Annotated in this window: 19 protein-coding genes; 6 read left to right on the forward strand and 13 right to left on the reverse strand. The window is 68.2% G+C overall.

What is annotated here, in order from left to right; genetic code table 11:
- Positions 1–52 precede the first annotated feature (52 nt).
- Positions 53–1057, forward strand: coding sequence for an SMP-30/gluconolactonase/LRE family protein (locus NMI01S_RS30170; protein WP_063002156.1), 1005 nt, complete (start codon positions 53–55; stop codon positions 1055–1057).
- A gap of 85 nt (positions 1058–1142) precedes the next feature.
- On the opposite strand, the gene NMI01S_RS30175 is transcribed toward NMI01S_RS30170, so the two are convergent.
- Positions 1143–1706 (reverse strand): TetR/AcrR family transcriptional regulator, encoded by a 564-nt coding sequence (locus NMI01S_RS30175; RefSeq protein ID WP_063002157.1) that lies wholly within the window; start codon positions 1704–1706, stop codon positions 1143–1145.
- An 85-nt stretch (positions 1707–1791) separates the two neighbouring features.
- Here NMI01S_RS30175 and NMI01S_RS30180 point away from each other — a divergent pair, with 85 nt between their 5' ends.
- Positions 1792–3237 (forward strand): phthiocerol/phthiodiolone dimycocerosyl transferase family protein, encoded by a 1446-nt coding sequence (locus tag NMI01S_RS30180; protein WP_063002158.1) that lies wholly within the window; start codon positions 1792–1794, stop codon positions 3235–3237.
- Here NMI01S_RS30180 and NMI01S_RS30185 read toward each other — a convergent pair.
- Positions 3215–4267, reverse strand: a complete 1053-nt coding sequence (locus NMI01S_RS30185) for an NAD(P)-dependent alcohol dehydrogenase (protein ID WP_063002159.1) — start codon at positions 4265–4267, stop codon at positions 3215–3217. The two genes, NMI01S_RS30180 and NMI01S_RS30185, sit on opposite strands and share 23 nt — an antisense overlap.
- A gap of 133 nt (positions 4268–4400) precedes the next feature.
- Between NMI01S_RS30185 and NMI01S_RS30190 the strand changes: the two genes are divergently transcribed.
- Positions 4401–5132, forward strand: a complete 732-nt coding sequence (locus NMI01S_RS30190) for a ZIP family metal transporter (protein ID WP_063002160.1) — start codon at positions 4401–4403, stop codon at positions 5130–5132.
- A gap of 82 nt (positions 5133–5214) precedes the next feature.
- The gene (locus NMI01S_RS30195) at positions 5215–6327 is read left to right on the forward strand and encodes a S1C family serine protease (RefSeq protein ID WP_063002161.1); all 1113 of its coding nucleotides are present in this window, start codon (positions 5215–5217) and stop codon (positions 6325–6327) included.
- Here NMI01S_RS30195 and NMI01S_RS30200 read toward each other — a convergent pair whose 3' ends face one another.
- The 8 genes from NMI01S_RS30200 to NMI01S_RS30235 form a co-directional block, all read right to left on the reverse strand.
- Positions 6328–6894: a vitamin K epoxide reductase family protein gene (locus NMI01S_RS30200; protein WP_063002162.1), complete on the reverse strand. Its 567-nt coding sequence runs from the start codon at positions 6892–6894 to the stop codon at positions 6328–6330.
- Positions 6891–7679 carry a DsbA family protein gene (locus NMI01S_RS30205; RefSeq protein ID WP_063920908.1) on the reverse strand — a complete coding sequence of 263 codons (789 nt, stop codon included), beginning with the start codon at positions 7677–7679 and terminating at the stop codon, positions 6891–6893. The genes NMI01S_RS30200 and NMI01S_RS30205 overlap by 4 nt, the downstream gene beginning before the upstream one ends.
- A gap of 201 nt (positions 7680–7880) precedes the next feature.
- Entirely contained in the window at positions 7881–8729 is an 849-nt protein-coding gene (locus NMI01S_RS30210) for a PPK2 family polyphosphate kinase (RefSeq protein WP_063002163.1), read from the reverse strand.
- A 54-nt stretch (positions 8730–8783) separates the two neighbouring features.
- Positions 8784–9509, reverse strand: a complete 726-nt coding sequence (locus tag NMI01S_RS30215) for an ESX secretion-associated protein EspG (protein ID WP_063002164.1) — start codon at positions 9507–9509, stop codon at positions 8784–8786.
- Positions 9509–10081, reverse strand: a complete 573-nt coding sequence (locus NMI01S_RS30220) for a hypothetical protein (protein WP_063002165.1) — start codon at positions 10079–10081, stop codon at positions 9509–9511. The genes NMI01S_RS30215 and NMI01S_RS30220 overlap by 1 nt, the downstream gene beginning before the upstream one ends.
- Before the next feature lies 1 nt (position 10082).
- Positions 10083–10469, reverse strand: coding sequence for a hypothetical protein (locus tag NMI01S_RS30225; protein WP_063002166.1), 387 nt, complete (start codon positions 10467–10469; stop codon positions 10083–10085).
- A gap of 139 nt (positions 10470–10608) precedes the next feature.
- Positions 10609–11244, reverse strand: coding sequence for a class I SAM-dependent methyltransferase (locus tag NMI01S_RS30230; protein ID WP_063002167.1), 636 nt, complete (start codon positions 11242–11244; stop codon positions 10609–10611).
- Positions 11241–11564 (reverse strand): DUF4873 domain-containing protein, encoded by a 324-nt coding sequence (locus tag NMI01S_RS30235; RefSeq protein WP_063002168.1) that lies wholly within the window; start codon positions 11562–11564, stop codon positions 11241–11243. Before NMI01S_RS30235 ends, NMI01S_RS30230 begins: the two co-directional genes overlap by 4 nt.
- Before the next feature lie 158 nt (positions 11565–11722).
- Here NMI01S_RS30235 and NMI01S_RS30240 point away from each other — a divergent pair, with 158 nt between their 5' ends.
- Entirely contained in the window at positions 11723–12649 is a 927-nt protein-coding gene (locus tag NMI01S_RS30240) for an AurF N-oxygenase family protein (RefSeq protein WP_063002169.1), read from the forward strand.
- A 30-nt stretch (positions 12650–12679) separates the two neighbouring features.
- Here NMI01S_RS30240 and NMI01S_RS30245 read toward each other — a convergent pair whose 3' ends face one another.
- The 3 genes from NMI01S_RS30245 to NMI01S_RS30255 all read right to left on the reverse strand — a co-directional run bounded on the left by NMI01S_RS30245 (position 12680) and on the right by NMI01S_RS30255 (position 16212).
- Positions 12680–13927 carry a saccharopine dehydrogenase family protein gene (locus NMI01S_RS30245; protein WP_063002170.1) on the reverse strand — a complete coding sequence of 416 codons (1248 nt, stop codon included), beginning with the start codon at positions 13925–13927 and terminating at the stop codon, positions 12680–12682.
- Positions 13928–13947: 20 nt separating this feature from the next.
- The gene (locus NMI01S_RS30250; RefSeq protein WP_063002171.1) at positions 13948–15390 is read right to left on the reverse strand and encodes an ABC1 kinase family protein; all 1443 of its coding nucleotides are present in this window, start codon (positions 15388–15390) and stop codon (positions 13948–13950) included.
- A gap of 99 nt (positions 15391–15489) precedes the next feature.
- Positions 15490–16212, reverse strand: a complete 723-nt coding sequence (locus tag NMI01S_RS30255; protein WP_063002172.1) for a TetR/AcrR family transcriptional regulator — start codon at positions 16210–16212, stop codon at positions 15490–15492.
- Positions 16213–16530: 318 nt separating this feature from the next.
- Between NMI01S_RS30255 and NMI01S_RS30260 the strand changes: the two genes are divergently transcribed.
- Positions 16531–17787: a DUF445 domain-containing protein gene (locus NMI01S_RS30260; RefSeq protein ID WP_228534645.1), complete on the forward strand. Its 1257-nt coding sequence runs from the start codon at positions 16531–16533 to the stop codon at positions 17785–17787.
- The last annotated feature ends 52 nt before the right edge of the window (positions 17788–17839 follow it).

Here is a 17839-nt window from a genome sequence, read left to right on the forward strand (position 1 = left end):
TGCCCGGCGTGAAGACGGTCGCACGGGTATGCGGACGAACGGCAGGAGGGCCATGATGGGTGGTTCGTTCCCGTGGGGTGCACGCCGCGGCCGGCGACGGATCTCTCGGCTCGGCCGGAGCGGTGCGAACGGCGCCGGGCATGTCGTCGGTGCGGGCGTCCTCGCGACAGTGTGGGCGAGCGCCGCGGCCGTGCTTCCGGCCGCGCTCGCCCCGGTGCACGCCGAGGTGCCCGGCTGCCCGGCCGCGTCGGTGGAACAGGTGGTGCCCGCCTCGGCTCCGCTGCCGGATTTCGCGGAGAACCTCGGCTACGACGCTCGAGGCAACCTCTGGGTTTCGCGGGTGTTCCGAAATGTGGTGCAGCGCTACGATTCCGCGGGCCATGTCACCGCGGAGGTGCCGGTGGACGCGCCCGGCGCGGTCCGGCTCGGGCCCGACGGTGCGCTGTACGTCGTCTTCGGCGACTCGTCGGCCGGACTGCTGCCCGGCGCGCGCGACTCCGGCGTCGTGCGGTTCGATCCCGGCGCCGACCATCCGGAGCCCCAGGTCTACGTCTCCGGTCTCGGCATGGCCAACGGCGCGACCTTCGACGAGGCGGGCAATCTGTATGTCGCCGATACCGCGCACGGCGTGGTGAAGGTGCGGCCCGGCGGCTCCGTCGACGCGGACTGGACCGCACGCGCAGCGGCACCCGGCGTGAACGGCATTGTGTCGCAGGGTGATTCGCTCTACGCGACTCTCTATCAGAGTCTCGACGGCCGCGTCGTCCGGATTCCCGTCGACGCTCCGCAGGCGCAGACGACCGTCGCCTCGATCACCGTCGGCGCGCTCCCGCTGACCGCCCTGCCCGACGATCTCACCGTGGGCCCGGACGGCATGCTCTACGTCGCGACCACGACCGGCCGTGTGATCCGTGCCGACCCCAACGCCGGTGGCGTCTGCACGGTCGCAGACCTGGGCGTCCCGGCCACCTCGGTCTCGAGAATCCCCACCGACGATCGCGCACTGCTGGTCACCACGGGAACGGGGAGTGTGCTGCGCGTGGTCCTCGGCGGCTGAGGTTCGTCGGTGCCGGTGCGCCGGCGACCGGATGCCGGCCCGCGTGACCGGCGCGATCGGTCGACGGCCGCGGCCTTCCCGGCGACTACAGCATCGGGGCGAGGGTGCGCAGACCGGCGACGAGTTGCTCGGCCGAGGGGGCGGACTTCGGGTCCAGCAACCACTGGACGAGCAGGCCGTCGAGTAGCGTCCAGAGCAGCACGCCGATAGGACCGCCGTCGTCGTCCTCGATATCCCTGGCGGGCAACAACATTCGTGTCAGAGCCGCTTTTCCTTCGTGCTGCTTGGCCGCGATGTCGGCCTTGACCTCACCGGAATGCAATGCCTGGGCGAGACTTTCGATATTGGCCGCCCACAGCGCCCGCTGGTCGGTGAAGGTGGCGATGAGACGCCTCAGGAAAGTGAGCAGCCGCTCGGCCGGATGCGGTTCGCTGCTCTCGGCGAGCGCGTCGAGGATCTGCTGCACGGCCTCGGCGGACGATTCGATCATCGCCTGGGTGAGCAGGGCGTCTCGGGTGCCGAAGTGGTAGTTGATCGCGGCGAGGTTGCTGCCCGAGGCGGCGACGATATCGCGCACCGTGGTCCGGGCGTAGCCGCGTTCGGCCAGGCAGTGTTTGGCCGCTGAGAGCAGATCCTCACGTGTTCCCACGTCCGCAGGGTAGCAAGTGCTTGCTGACGTATGTTTCAAACAAATGTTTGTGACAACTGTTTGAAACGTATGTATGGTCTTCCGTATGGTCACGCAACGTCCGATATCACCCTTCGAGTCGGGTTACTTCCAGGAACACGCCACCTTCGGTTCCGTGCCGGTCGGCGGAATGGCGCTGTTCATCGGGTCGACCGTCGAGGGGGAATTCGACACCGAACTGCTCCGCACGGTGCTGGCCGAACTGGCCGCCGAACACCCGCTGCTCAGCTGCCGCCGAGCCGACGACGGCGGGATGCTCGTGCTCCGCCACGCCGAGGGCTACCGTCCCACGGTCACCGAAAACCCCGGGGGTGACATCGAATACGTCGACTTCGTCAACCAGCCGCAACCGTGGGACGACGGTTTGTTCTTCGCGCGGGTCTTCCGCGAGGACGACCGGACCCGCATCGTGCTCGTCATTCATCACGGAATCACCGACGGCCGTTCGGCTTTCGCGCTGCTGGACGAGATGTGGCGGCGCTATACCGCCCACCGCCGTGGCGCGCCGATGCCGGTGCGCGCGAATCACGAACTGCCGCAAGCGGTCGACGAGCGTCTCACCGCCGTCGTCTCCGAGGCGGAGGTCACCGAACTGCTCGCGGCGATGCGCACGATCATCGGGGAGCCGCCCGCGCGCCTGCCGCGCGACGGCACGGCCGGATCGGGACGCGGACTCTTCGTCGCCGAGCGGATCGAACTGGAACCGGAGGTGACCGCGGCCTTCGCCGCGGCGGCGCGCGCGGCCGGAATCGGGGTGAACGCCCTGCTGAGCGGGTGTGCACTGGCCGCGGTGCGAGCCGAACTGGGCGGCGTCGGCACCCTGCCGATGGTCTGCGGCTATGCCGCCGATATGCGGGCGGCGCTGGATCCGTGGCTGCCCGACGAGACGGTGCTCAACTGCGCCTCCGGCTGGGGCACGCTCCTGGCGGTGGCCGAATCCGCCGATCCGTTCGCACTGGGGCAGGTGGTGCACGCCGACGTCCGTGCGGCGCTCGAGCGTCGCGACCCCGCGCGGGTGGCGTTGGCGGGCAGATACATTCGCGACGAGGCCACCGCCCGGATGCTCGCGGAACAGCCCAGTATCGCGCTGTCGAACATCGGCCGGGTGCCGGACCACATCGTCCCCGAGGGGGTGCGGCTGGTGCGCGACAACCTGCTCGCCATGGGGCCCGGCATGCCGCCGAAGCTGACCGCCTTCACCCTGGGGGAGCGGCTGACGGTGCAGGTCGAATACGACACCAACGATCACAGCCGCGCCCAGATGGGCCGGGTTCGGCGCAATCTGGCGGAGTTGCTGCACCGCACCGCCGCACGCGCGGGGGCGCCATCGGCCGGCGGCGCGGTAGCGTCATCCCGCGACAGCGGGGCAGCGCGATCCGTCGCCGGCTCGGTTCCGCCGTCCGGCGACGGCACGGTCTTCCCGCCCGGTGACGACGCCGAGCGCGCGGACGCCGGCGTCGCCCCGAAATTCACATGGTGGCGGCGTCGATGACGAACCGGTACCGCACGTCGCTGGCGACCACGCGCTCGTAGGCCTCGTCGATGCGGTCGGCGGAGATGACCTCGATCTCCGCGCCGATGCCGTGTTCGGCGCAGAAGTTCAGCATCTCCTGGGTCTGCGGGATGCCGCCGATATTCGAGCCGGCCAGCGACCGGCGGTTGCCGGTGAGGGTGAACGGCCGCACCGCGAGCGGTTGATCGGGCAGGCCGAGGATCACCATGGTGCCGTCGAGATTCAGCAGGCGCATATAGGTGTCGATCGGCAGATCGGCCGAGACGGTGTTGATGATCAGGTCGAATCGGTTGCGCAGATCGCGGAAGATCTGGCGGTCGGTGGTGGCGTAGTAGTGGTGCGCGCCGAACCGCCGGCCGTCGTCCTGCTTGTTCAGCGAATGGCTCAGCACCGTCACCTCGGCGCCCATCGCGGCCGCGATCTTCACCCCGACATGACCCAGGCCACCCATGCCGATGATGGCCACCTGCTTGCCGGGGCCGGCGTTCCAATGCCGCAGCGGCGAATACAGCGTGATCCCCGCGCACAGCAGCGGCGCGGCCTCGTCGAGCCCGATGCCCTCCGGAATGCCCACCACGAAGCCGTCGGTCACCACCACCTGGGTCGAATACCCGCCCAGGGTGTAGCCGCCGGCCTGGATCTCCTCCGGGACGGTGCCGTTGTAGGTCATGGTGGCGCCGCGCACGCAGTACTGCTGCTCACCGGCCAGGCAGGGCTCGCACTGCCCGCACGAATCGACCATGCAGCCCACGCCGACCCGGTCGCCGACCGCGAACGCGGTCACCTCCGGGCCGACCGCGGCGACCACGCCGGCGATCTCGTGACCCGGGACGCAGGGGTACTTGGTGCCGTGCCACTCGTTGCGCGCGGTATGGATGTCGGAGTGGCAGATGCCGGCGTACTTGATATCGATCAGCACGTCGTGCGGGCCGAGTGCGCGGCGTTCGATGGTGGTCTTGGTGAACCGGCCGTCGGGCGCGGACACGGAATACGCGGCAGCTGTGGTCATGCGTTCATGCCTACCCCCGCATGGTTGCCTATGCAAACTATCCCCACGAGGCGACCCGCCGGTCCATCCCCACCAGGCGACCCGCCGGTCGGATGTGCTCGGCGGGCTCACGCCGATATCGGATGCTGATGCGGTGGCGATCCTGCTGGCCTTGCTCTCGATGTGTTCGACGCTGGCAGGCGGGCTGGTGGCCGCGCGCATCGGTGAGCGCAAGCGGCTGATCCTCGGGCTGGCCGCCGGAATCATGCTCGGTGTGGTCGCCTTCGACCTGATTCCCGATGCGCTGGCCGAATCCGCTCGGCTCGTCGCGGGTGTGCCCGGGGTGCTCGTGGCCGCGGTGATCGGCTTCTTCACCATTCACATCATCGAACGCGAGATGGCGATCCACGTCGGGCACGAACAGGATTTCGGCCGTCACACCCACGACTTTCCCTCGGTCGGCCTGGTCGCCACCGGAGGGTTGATCTTCCACAGCATGCTCGACGGCCTGAGCATCGGCGTCGGGTTCCAGACCGGGACGGCACTGGGCGTCTCGGTCGCGATCGCGGTGATCTCGCACGATTTCGCCGACGGATTCAACGCCTTCACCATTCCCACGCTCTACGGCAACGCGCGGCGGCGGGCGCTGACCCTGCTGGTCCTGGACGCGCTGGCGCCGGTGGCGGGCGCGGTCATCGGCACGGTGATCCGGGTGCCCGCCGACGTCGCGGGCCTGTATCTGGGATATTTCGCCGGATTCCTGCTGTATCTGGCAACGAGTGACATTCTGCCGGAAGCACATTCGGGCCGACCGTCGCGGGCCGTGCTGTTCTGCACGATCGCGGGCGCCGCGCTGATGTTCGCGGTGGCGGCATTGCAGGAGTGATACCGGGCACCCCGCCGATTTGATACACATAAAAGCACAAACTCCGCCAGCCCACCCCGGGCATGCAGAATCGGGAGCGGCGATGGACGAGCAGCATTCGGGCCGGCAATCGCGTCCGGCTCGCGGCGGTTGGCTGTCGACGGTCGTCTTCGTGCTCGTCATGGCCCTGGTCGGCGCGGCGTTTCTGGGCTACCGCGGCGATCTGCCGCGCTGGGCGGTCCCCGCGGGCCACTCCACCTCGGCGCTGTTCGGCCCGCCCATGCCGGCGATGGATCCCGCGGCGGTGGCCTCGGCCGTCGAACCCGAACTGGTGAACATCAACGTGTCGATCCGGCCCAGCGGGATGGGCGCGGCAGGTTCGGGCATCGTGCTCAGTCCCGACGGGGAGATCCTGACCAGCCACCATGTGGTGAAGGGGGCGGAGACCATCACCGTCGGCGATCTCGGCAACGGCGGACACTATCCGGCGACGGTGCTCGGCTACGACTCCGACGCCGATATCGCCCTGCTGTCGCTGACCGGCGCGGCGGCACTGGCGGTGGCCCGCATCGGCAGCTCCGCCGGGGTCCGGGTCGGCGATCAGGCGCTGGCGATCGGCAATGCGGGCGGAACCGGTTCGCCGACTGCGACACCGGGCACCGTCACCGCGCTGGATGCCTCGATCGTCGCGCGCGATGCCGCCGATCTGTCGCGCAAGGCGTTGATCGGAATGATCGAGGTGGCGGCGCCGGTGGTCTCCGGACAGTCCGGTGGCGCCCTGGTCGACCGGTCCGGGGCGGTGATCGGCGTGGTGACCGCCGCCTCGGGGGAACTGTCCCGGCAGCAGGGACAGGCCAGCGGATACGCGGTGCCGATCGATCGGGCGTTGAGCGTGGTGCGCCAGATCCGCACCGGCATTCCGACCGATACCGTCCACGTCGGCCCGACCGCGACTCTCGGGGTGCTGACCTCCGATGCCAAACCCACCGGCGCCCGGGTGGACGTGGCGATCTACGGGCTGCCGGCCTTCGCGGCCGGGTTGAATTCCGGCGAGGTGATCGTCGCGGTCGACGACACGCCAGTCACCTCGGCGCAGAGCCTCAAGGCCGCACTCAATGTGCGCCGGCCGGACGAGGTGATCCGGCTGGATCTGGTCGAGCCGGACGGCACCCACCGCGCGCTCGCGGTGACGCTGGCCGCCGGCCCGCCCAACTGATCAGAACAGCGAGAGCCAGTAGTCCTGGAAGCGCAGGAAGACCAGCAGCAGCACGATCGCGTAGTAGACCACCACGATCGTCCACCGCCACTGCGCGATGATGCCCATGATCCCGCGGGCCCCGCCCCACAGTTGATCGGTGACCACCGCCAGGCAGACCGGCGTGAAAGTCCACACCACCATGCAGTACGGGCACAGCGCGCCGATGCGGTAGAGGCTCTGGAAGATCAGCCAGAAGACGAAGCCCATTCCGGCGATCAGGCCGATCCACAGTCCGCCCCAGAACCAGCGCGGCAGGGCGACACCGGCGACCGCGAGCACCGCGATGGTGACCGCCACCGAGAATCCCGTCACGCCGATGATCGGATTCGGGAATCCGAACACCGAGGCTTGATGGGTAGCCATCACCGAACCGCAGGACAGGATCGGATTGATACTGCACGACGGCCGATAGGACGGATCCTTCAGCAGTTTGAAATCTTCGATCGTCAGCGTCACCGCGGCCAGCCAGCCCAGCAGGGTGCCGAGCAGGAGCAGCCACGCGGGGCGGGGCCGGACGGTGATCACTTGGCCGCGGCCTCGATCACCGGGCGCAGACCGTCGGGCTGCATCAGCTGCTGCGAGCTGGTGATCTGCTTACCGTCGACGTACACCGTCGGCGTGGACTTGATGCCGCTGTTGAGCACGTCCTTGGTGGTCTTCTGCACGTACTTGTCGTACTTGTCCGACGTGATGCACTCGGCCACGGCCGGATCGGTGTATCCGGCGGCCTGGGCGATCTGCACCAGCTTCTCGTCGGGCAGGCCGGTGCCGCCCTCCGGGGGCTGCTGGTTGTACATGGTGGTCAGCCACGGCAGGAATTTGGTCGGGTCGGAGCCGGCGACGCAGTAGGCGGCGTTGGCCGCGCGCGAGGAGTAGCGGGTACCGCCCGAGGACTGGTCGAGGAAGGCGATGATGTTGTAGCGCACGCTGGCCGTGCCCGCGTTCACCGCGTCCTCGATGGCCTTGGCGTTGGCGCTCTCGAACATCTTGCAGGCCGGGCACTGCAGGTCGGCGATGACGCGGATGTCGACCTTGGCGCCGGGCTTGCCGATCTTGATCTCGCCCTTGTCGGTGATCGATCCGGTGACCGCGTCGGGTGCGGCCGGCTGCGCGGCGACCGAGGGCACCGGCCCGGTGTCGTTCTTGTTGGACTGTTTGACGGCGATGCTGATGCCGATGGCCGCGATCAGCGCGATCAGCACGGCCGCGACACCCACCTGAATCAGGATCGTGCGCGTGCGATCTCCGCCACGCACCGCCGTCAGCGAGTTCTTCCCACGCGGATTCTTGCTCACCTCGGAGTTCACCACGCCTTTCCTGTGTTACGTGTATGGGTGCGGCCGGGCGCCGCCTGCGATCGTACGGGCCGTCCGCCGCGCCGTCGCGGTGCCGCATGATCAGCGGGCCGCCGCACCGGGCACACTCGGCACCACATGATTCCCGCTCAACCTGAGAGATCCCCGAGATTCCGGCCGGAATCTTCCCGGCGTTGCCGGTGTCCGGCGTGCGGGTCAGCCGGCGGCGAGCCGCGCTTTCTCGGTCTCGATGTCGAAATGCGGCGCGGGCCAGGTCAGCTTCAGGCCGCTCAGGGCGTCGATGAGCAGTTCGGTGACCGCCAGCCGGGCGAACCATTTGCGGTCGGCGGGAACGACGTACCACGGCGCGTGCTCGGTATCGGTGCGGTCCAGCACGTCCTGATAGGCCTGCTGATATTCGGGCCAGAGCGCGCGGTCGTCGATGTCGCTCGGGTCGTACTTCCAGTATTTGTCCGAGCGTTCCAGCCGCTCGCCGAGCCGGCGTTTCTGTTCGTCCAGCGAGACGAACATCGCGACCTTGACGATCGTCGTGCCGGCCTCGGTGATCTCCCGTTCGAACTCGTTGATCTCGTCGTAGCGCGGCTCCCACACCGCGCGCGACACCAGGTTCTGCACCCGCACCACGAGGACGTCCTCGTAATGCGACCGGTCGAAGACGCCGATCTGCCCGCCTGCCGGCAGACGATGGCGGATTCGCCACAGATAGTGGTGACGGCGTTCCTCGTCGGTGGGAACGCCGAAGGCGGCATGTCGTACGCCCTGCGGGTCGACCATGCCGATCACGTGGCGCACCACACCGCCCTTCCCCGCGGTGTCCATACCCTGCAGGATGAGCAGCAGGTTGCGGTGATCACCCGAGCGGCCGTTCGCGAACAGCATCTCCTGCAGATCCGACAGCGCTCGGCCGCGTTCGGGCAGCAATTTCGCGCCGAGTTTCTTGTCGCCGGTGAATCCGGGGGTGGCCGAAGAATCGTAGGAATCGAGCCGGACCCCGCCGGCTCGCAACGCGGTGGTCGCGGGTTCGGTCCACGGAGATTTCGCCATAACCGTCGAGTATGGTCGGCGGCCCCGACAGCCGGGCGGTGATCGTGTCGCGAATCAGCCGATTCCGGCCAGTCGCGTCAACTGTGCGGCGAATTCGGCGTCGTCGACCGGGGTCAGCACCAGCTCGGCGGCCGTGGTGAGCAGATAGCGGCCGTCGCCGGTGATGTCGAGCCAGGTGCGGTGCCGCGTCGGCGGCGACATCGGATTGTCCGGTGCGACGGTGACGGTGATGAATCCGCGCGCGTCGACCGGCGCGCGCAGGGTGCGGCGGAAGCGGGCGGCGCCCGGATCCTGCGGCGTGCCGATATCGCCGCCGGGCCGGGCGTCGGTCCCGGTGTCGAGCACCGCCTGCTGCGGCTCGCGCATCGGCCCGCCTCTGCCCGCGGGCGCCGAGCCGATCGCGGCCACCAGCCGTTCGCCCAGTCCACGCGCATGGCAGACGGCGACCGTGACGGCGTCTGGTCGCGCGATCAGCAGTCCCGCGTGCCGGTGGACCACGGCGGCGAAGGCGAGGATCAGTTCCGGCTCGTCCGCCGGTGTCGAGCGCCGGCCGGAGACGGTGATCGTGGTGGCGTCCGGCCGGGTGCACAGCAGCAGTGCGGCGGTGAGATCCGGATCGGTGTTGCGCGCGTAGCGGGTGCGCAAACCCAATGCGGCATATTCGGTTTCGGTGCGCACGCTGGATTCCGGGATCATGTTCACCGGATAGGGGCGGCGGTCGAGATCGGTTTCGGTGGCCCAGACGTGGGCGAACTCGTCCGGCGTCAGCACCCATTTCACTACGGGTGACCCCCACCCGAATCCGGCCGGGGTGCGGGAACGAAGCGCGGCACCCGATCGCCGGAGGCGGCCAGGGTGCTGTTGTAGCGGAAGGTCATGATGTCGCGGGCGTCGGCCAGGGCCGAGGCGGCGGCGATGTCGTGTGTCATCCGGCGGGCGCCGCCGTGCACCACCTCGGCGACCGGGTCGGGCAGCGGCACATAGTTCGCCGGCGCGGGTAGCGCGTCGCGAATGGATTGCGCCGCTTCGGCATCGGCCTCCAGCAGGTTCCGCAGCCGGGTGCAGACCTCGGCGGCGGCGGCGCCACGTTCGACGAATGCCGCCGTCGCGGGTTCGGCCGCCGCGCGCGCCTGCCCGGACCAGCGCGCGAATTCGGCGTGTGTGGTGTCGGCGAAGGTCCGGAACGCCGCGGCGACGGCGTCCGCCTGCCGCTGCCAGGCCGCCGCCGCCTCGCCCAGCGCGGCCGGGTCCAGTGCCTCGTGCACCAGCTCCCAGAGTTGCCGGTGGCTGTAGGAGCCGTAGACCTCTCGGTCCGCGACGAAGGGCGGATCGAAGCGGGACGCGTCGGCCACGTCAGGCTCCCGGCTCGGGCCGGATCAGCGCCAGTGCCGCGCGGTTGGCGGCCTCGGCCTCGTCGAAATGTTTCCCCGCGGCCAGATAGGCGGCCTTGAACAGCAGCGCCGTCTGCTGGAACGAGAGGACGGTGTCGAGGTATTCGCCGCTCTTGCGGGAGAATCCACGCGCCAGGGCGCGGCCGGACGCGAGTTCGCCGAAGCCGCGCACCGTGGCCGGGACCGCGCCGTCGCCGCGGGCGGCGTGGAGATCCTCGACGAGCCGGTCGCAGGCCGCCGCGAGATTGCGGGCGGTGTCCTCGGCGATCTCGAACACCTCGGCTCCGGAACCTGTTGCCGCGGCGTACAACTCGCGCGCCAGATGCTGACCGGTCTCCGGAATCGGCACCGCGATGATCCCCTTCCGCCCCGAGAGTTTCCCTCGGCGAGCTTACCGGAGCGGCCGGTTCCCGGCGCGCGGCGGCGCATTGTGAATGCGCACATCGATGAGCGAGAAAAATGTGTAAATCACTGTGGCGCTGCCAGTTTCAAGCCGCCTCGGCAGCCCGGGCGCTGACGTACTGCAGCAGGCCGTGCACTTGCTGTTCGATATCCACCAATCCGTATTCGGCGAACATTTTCGGGAAGGTGTCCAGGTCGAATACGCGCAGCCCGCCCGCGCCGCCGACCGCGCTCGACACCTGCCCCACCCAGCCCTGCGGGCGATGACTGGTGCTGATCGCGATGCGGCCGCCGGGCGCGAGCACCCGGATCATCTCGTCGGCGGCGGTCAGCGGATCCGGGATCAGATACAGCGCACCGAAACAGCAGACCGCGTCGAAGCTGTTGTCGGGGAACGGAAGCCGACGTGCGTCGCCGCGGACGTAGCCGGCTCGCGGGCCGGAGTTGTCGGCGACGGCCTGCCGCAGCATCGGCACCGAGAAATCGATGCCCACCGCATAGCCGGCGCCGACGTGTTCGCTCAGATAGTGGGTGAAATTGCCCGGCCCGCAGGCGATGTCGAGCACCCGGTCGCCCGCGCCGAGGCGCAAGGTGCGCACCGCGTCACGGCGATCGGCGTGCATGGTCCGCCCGGTGGCCAGCAGAAAACTGGTCGGCCGCCACGCCCGCTCGTAGAGCAGGGCGAAGACCGGGTTGTTCATGGTGCGGCGTGCGAGATTCACCGGGTCATCCTCGCGTCGAGGTCGTCGGCTGTCGAGATCCGATACGGCGGTGCGCTGTGCCCGAGCAGCCGCAGTCGCCCCCAGAAATCCCGATCACCCAGGATCGCCGCCGCGGTGCCTTCCGGGGTCCGGAACTCGATGCGATGTTTGCGGTCGCCGACCGCCGCATCCAGCGCGGCGTCCGGATCGAGGCGGCCGTACCAGCGGTAGATGCCGTCGATCGGCTGGCGATGGCCGCGCAGCCGCACCCGGACGGCGAATTCCCGATCGCGGAGCACGACGACGCCCGGCCCCTGGTAATCCGGTTCGGGTTGCCGCATGATCGCCTTCCTGAGCTGCGCGAGAGCGCCCTGTCCGCACTATAGCCGTGACAATGAGTAATAGGTAATATCGAGTGTGCCACCGCTCACATCGGTCGGCAAATGGGCCGAGGTGAGCACAACGCGGGCCGCGGTCCAGCGGCAGGACGGTGAAGCCGATGGCACAACACACCGAGAATTTCGCGGCGGACGGTTCCGACGGGCGCGAGCGCGTGGCCCAGCGGCTGCTTCGCTCGTCGGCGGAACACTTCTACGACGCCGATATCGATATCGACTGGGAGCAGCCGTGGCAGCCGGACAAGGCCTGGCTGCCCGAACACCGGATCTCCCTCTACGGCACCCCGCTGTGGGATCGCCTCGGCCCCGAGCAGCGCATCGAACTCGGCAAACACGAATTGGTGAGCCTGCTGTCGTTCGGGATCGTCGCCGAGGGGCTGCTCAGCAAGTATCTGCTGCGCATCGTCGCGCGCGATCCGACCTCGCAGCACGCGATGTACGCGCTCACCGAACTGAGTGAGGAGGCGCGCCACTCGATCATGTTCGCCCGGCTCATCGACAAGACCGGAATACCGCCGTATCGGCCGGTCGCGCTGAGCCGGATGCAGTTGCGCGTCGCCGAACATTTCCCGATCGGCCCGGTCGTCTACGCCGGCACGCTGCTGATCGAGGAGATTCTCGATCGCGGTCAGCGAGAAGCCATGGCGGACAGCCGGATTCAGCCGCATGTGCGGCAGTTGATGCGTATCCACGTGCTGGAGGAGGCGCGGCACATCGGCTTCGCCCGCAATGCGCTGGCGCGCGGGATGGCCCGGCGTTCGCGGTGGCAGCGGCTGCCGCATCAACTCCTGCTGGCCTACTTCGCGCTGGTGCTGTATCCGATGCTGGTCAATCCGCAGGTCTATCGCGCCGTGGGCATCGACCCCCGGCGCGGATTCGCCGCGGCCTTCACCGGACCGCAGTACCGGCGGACGATGAGCTTTCTGTCCGAGCCGATGCTGCGCTATTTCGACGAGGTCGGCATGCTCGACGGCGCGGCGGTGCACACGCTGTGGCGGCTGACCCGTTCCCTGCCGGACGATCTGTGAACGGGCCTGCGCCGCAAATGAATCCGTCGTTCAGGCCCGCTCGACCTCGATGGTCAGCCCGGCCCGCCGCAGGCGATCGGTGAGCGGATCGCCCATGGCGGAGGCGGGGGTGAGGATGCCCGCCGCCTCCGGAAGTTCGTCGAAGGCCAGGCACAGTCCGGCCTCCCCGAGCATGACCGAGGTGGCCTGATAGCCCGGATCGCCCTGCCCGGCGAAGGTGCAGACGTACCGCGCGCCGGAGGTGGTCTCGGCGAAGGTCTTCATGGTGAACCAGCCGCTGCGGCGGGCCTGCTCGCCGGGGCCGGTCCCCGGCTTCGGCAGGATCCGGTCCAGGAGCCGGCGCCCCGCCGACACGCGGGAGAGCAGCGCACCGGCGGTCATGCCGGCGACGATGCCGCCGGCCATTCCGGCGGCGACCAGCGGCGCCGCCGGTGAGCTCCCGGCGCTCATCACCTCGCGGTAGCGGAAGTTCTTGCCGTACACCCAGCCCAGCAGACCGTTGCTGCGCCGCACCACTTTGGTGTTGTGCGCGGCCATCACGAAGGTGGCGACCCAGCCGTCGAGGCTGGGGTCGATGGCCGAGGCGCGCGAGAGAGCCTGGTCGGACTGCCGGCCCACATCGGGTTCCATCGACTTGTCCGGGCTCAGCGAATACGGATGCGAGAGCACCGAACCCTTGGCCGGATCGGTGGCGATGGCCTCCATCATCGCTCGCCCGGAATCGATGGTGCCGCCGCTGGCGCCGCCCTTGAGCCACGCCACCAGCGTGGTGTCGGTGAGTTCACCGGTGTTGTCCTCGACGGACTGCCGGTAGAGCCGATACACGCTCAGATCCGACGGAATCGAGTCGTACCCACAGGAATTCACGATCTTCGCGCCGGTTTCGGTGGCCCGCTCACCGAACCGATCGATACATTCGCGGATGAACAGCGGCTCGCCGGTCAGATCCGCGTAGTGGGTGCCGGCGTTCGCGCAGGCCTGCGCCAGCGGCAGGCCGTAGCGCAGGTACGGGCCCACGGTGGTGACCACGACCTTCGTCCGGGCGGCCAGCGCGTCCAGCGCCGCCTGGTCGGAGGAATCGGCGACCAGCAGCGGCCAGATCGCCGCGGCGCCGCCGAGTTCGTCGCGCACCGCGGTGAGCTTCTCCGGCGAGCGGCCCGCGAGGGCGATGCGCGCGTTCTCGGGCGCGGCCTCGGCCAGATACCGCGCGGTCAGCCGGCCGACGAACCCCGTCGCGCCGAACAGTACGAGGTCGAATTCCCTGTCGGTCATGCCCATCCCATTCTCGTGGTGGCCGATTACTTTGTGCTGGTACGTTTTCCGCCGGCGGCCTTGCGTGGCGCCGGGCGCTTCGCCGGTTTGCGCGGCAGGCCGCGCCGAGCCAGCCAGGCGTGATGCTGTTTACCGAGTTCGGTCACCGGGTCGTCGCCGTAGAGCCACTCGCGGGCGATGCGATGCCAGTTCGCGGTCGCTTCCAACTGGCCGAGTACCCCGAACGTCAGGAAGTCCGCACGCCGCGAGAACAGATGTTCCGGCGGCAGATTCTGCTGTTTCATCCCGGCGTATTCACTCGCGCGCGGATCGACCGCCAGCACGAAGGCGCCGCTGGCCAACTCGGGTGTGATGGTCAGATCCTGGTCGATCAGCGCCCACTCACATGCCGCGAGCACGTACTCCAGGCAGTCCTCGGGGCTGATCTCCTCCGGCGAATCGATGATGCCGTGCTCGATCATCAACTGGCGCAGATCTTCCGCGCGTTCCTCGGCCGCCGCGCGAATACAGGTGGCCTCGAAGCGGACGTGTTCGGGGTCCATCCGGTTGAAAAGCCCGAAATCCAGGAAGGCGACCCGGCCGTCCTCGCCGAGCAGCAGATTGCCCGGATGCGGGTCACCGCAGAACTCGTGGAAGGTGAACAGCGAGCCCACGTAGAAGCGGTAGATGATTTCGCCGACCCGGTCGCGTTCGGCCTCCGGCAACCGGCGGATCTCCTCGAAACCGCGACCGGGGAAGTACTCGCTGACCAGCACGTGCGTACTCGACAGCTCGGGCATCGTGGCCGGGACCACGATGAACGGATGGTCGGCGAACAGTTCGGCCACCTCGCGCTGGGTATGCGCCTCGGCCACGTAGTCCAGTTCGCTCTCGAGATTCAAGCGCAGTTCGTCGAGGACCGCCGGCGTCACCCACGGCATCGCCGACTGCAGGACGCGGCGGAACATCGCGAGGTTCTTCAGATCGGCGCGCACGGCGGTATCGATGCCCGGATACTGCACCTTCACCGCGACCGCGCGACCGTCGTGCAGCCGCGCCCGATAGACCTGGCCGATCGAGGCCGCCGCGATCGGTTCGGCGTCGAATTCGGCGAACAAGTCCTCGAGGGTGCGGCCGAAATCCTTCTCGATGACACCGCGCATGGTGTCGAAGGAGACCTTCGGAGCGCTGTCGCGCAGCACGGCGAGCCGGCGCTGGAATCGCTCGCGATGTTCCGGCGGAACCAGATCCAGATCCAGCACCGAGAGCATCTGGCCGAGTTTCATGGCCACGCCCTTCATGGTGCCCAGCACCATGACCATCTGCTCGGTGGCGCGGATCATCGATTCCTCGGCCATCCGCTCGCGTACCGCTTCGGAGCGTCCGCGCATGGAACGGCGGGTCTTCTGCGCGCGCAACACGTTGCCGGCGACGGCCACACCCAGTTTCGTCCCCCGCGCCAGCCGCGACGTCGGCAGCTCTTTCGCCATTGATGACCTCCGTTGATGCCCCGCCTGGCCGGTCTTCAGCGTAACCAAGCGTGAGCCGTCGGCCCAGAGACGGCGAGCACGGATTCCTTCGCGGGCGAATCAGCCCAGGTCGGCCTCAGGAAGCTCGTGCGGCACGGCGTTGAACTTCTCCGGCGAACCACCCGCGCGGACCATGCCCTCGATCGCGCTCCACACCATCATCGCCAGGTGGTCGAGCATGCGATCGGCCGACATCGAGCGATTGCTGATCCACCAGTCGGTGGCCAGCTGCACACCGCCCACGATGACGTAGGAATACAGCAGCACACCCTCGGTGTCGACGCCGCGATCGAAGGCCTTGGTCTGCACCACGACCGACACCACGTCGGCGAACAGCTTCTCGAAATCGGCGAGGCTGGACTTGTCGGTGGTGGAGCCGTTGCCCATGATGAAGCGGTACACGTCGATATCGGCCTCGACGGTGTGCACATAGGCGGCCAGAGTGTTGCGGACGAGCTGATATTCGTCGGCGTCGTCGCTGATCGCCTCGTAGATCCGCGGCATCAGCGTGGTCTCGATGAACCGCTCCATGGTGGCGCGGGTCAGATCGGACTTGTCCGAGAAGTAGCGGTACAGGACGGTTTTGGATACGCCGATCTCCGCGGCGATCTCGTCCATTCCGACATCGCCGCCGCGGTTGCGGATAGCGGCGAGGGTGCCGTCGACGAGTTCTTCTCGGCGGTCGATCTTGTGCTGGTGCCAGCGCCGCTTGCGACCGTCCACCCGGCCGGGGCGCACCGCGGGGGTGTCGACGGCAGCGCTCGCGGCACGATGTGTGGTCATGCTCGAGGGGACTCCTGGATCCGGGGATATGGGCACCACCAGCTTAAGTCCTTCGCCGAGGTGATGTTCCCGGTTCGCCGAGCGGGCAGGCCCCGCGGCGCGGGCTGTACGGACGAGGCGTCGACGGACGCGGGGTGAGCGGGCGCACGTCGGCAGCGCCGATATTCCAGCCAGAATGGGGATATGGAGCAATCTGCCGGCAGCGCCCCCGTCCTGGCGGAAGCGAACGCGCACCCCGATACCCGGGCGGAAGTGGGAAATACCACACGGTCCGGGAGCCGGGGCGCGCCGGAACCACCGTCGTCGTTCGCCGATCTGATGGACGAATCCGGGAAGAAACGCGATCTGCGCAAGATGAAGATGGTCGCGACCGGATTCCTGGCGGCGGCCACGGTCGTCTATCTGGTCTGTTGCTGGCTCGGTTCGCGCGATATCGGCGGCAGCTGGGTCGGCTACGTGCGCGCGGCCTCGGAGGCCGGCATGGTCGGCGCGCTGGCGGACTGGTTCGCGGTCACCGCGCTGTTCCGGCATCCGCTCGGCCTGCCCATTCCGCACACCGCGATCATCCGTAAGAAGAAAGATCAACTCGGCACCAGCCTGGGCGATTTCGTCCGCACCAATTTCCTCTCGCCCGACACGGTGGCGACGAAGGTGAACTCGGCGCAGATCTCGTTGCGGCTGGGGACGTGGATGGCCGATCCCCGGCACGCCGCGCGGGTGTCGGAGGAGTCGTCGACCATTCTGCGGGCGGTGATCGGGGCGCTGCGCGACTCCGATGTCGAGCAGGTGATCGACCAGACCATCGTCAAGCGCATCGCCGAACCGCAGTGGGGGCCGCCGATCGGGCGGGTACTCGCCGAGCTGCTGGCCGAGAACCGGCAGGAGCCGCTGCTCGATCTGCTGGCCGAACGCGCCCACCAATGGGCCCTGGCGAGTCAGGAGACCCTGGACCGGATCGTCATGCGCGACGCCCCGTCCTGGGCGCCGAAATTCGCCAATATCCTGCTGTCGGAGAAGATCTACCGGGAATTGGTGGAATTCACCTGGAAGATTCGCTCGCAACCCGATCACGAGGTGCGTTTGGCGGCGAACCGATTTCTCGAGGATTTCGCCCGCGATCTGCAGTACGACGAGGCGATGATCGCCAAGGCCGAGCGGGTGAAGACCGAGATCATGGGCCGCGAGGAAATTACCGGAATGGCGCGCGCGACCTGGCGCGCGGCCAAACGGATGATCCTGGAATCGGCCGACGATCCGGGTAGTACCTTGCGCCGCAAGATCTCGGAGAATGTGCAGCAGTTGGGTCAGCGTCTGGTCGATGAACCCGAACTGACAAAACAAGTGGACGCTTGGGTTGAACGCGGCGTGAGATATCTCGTCGCCAACTACGGTTCCGAGATCGCGGCCCTGATCAGCGACACGGTTGCCCGGTGGGATGCCGATGAGGCGAGTCGCAAGATCGAATTGCAGGCGGGGCGCGATCTGCAATTCATCCGGATCAACGGCACCGTGGTCGGATCACTTGCCGGCCTGGCGATTTACGCCGTATCGCATTTACTGTTCCCAGGCTTCTGACAACCACTGCCGGAAGTTTGCCGAAATAGTGCTAACAGGGGTGCTTGCAAGA

It is taken from the genome of Nocardia mikamii NBRC 108933 (genome assembly GCF_001613505.1).
Classification (GTDB): Bacteria; Actinomycetota; Actinomycetes; order Mycobacteriales; family Mycobacteriaceae; genus Nocardia; species Nocardia mikamii.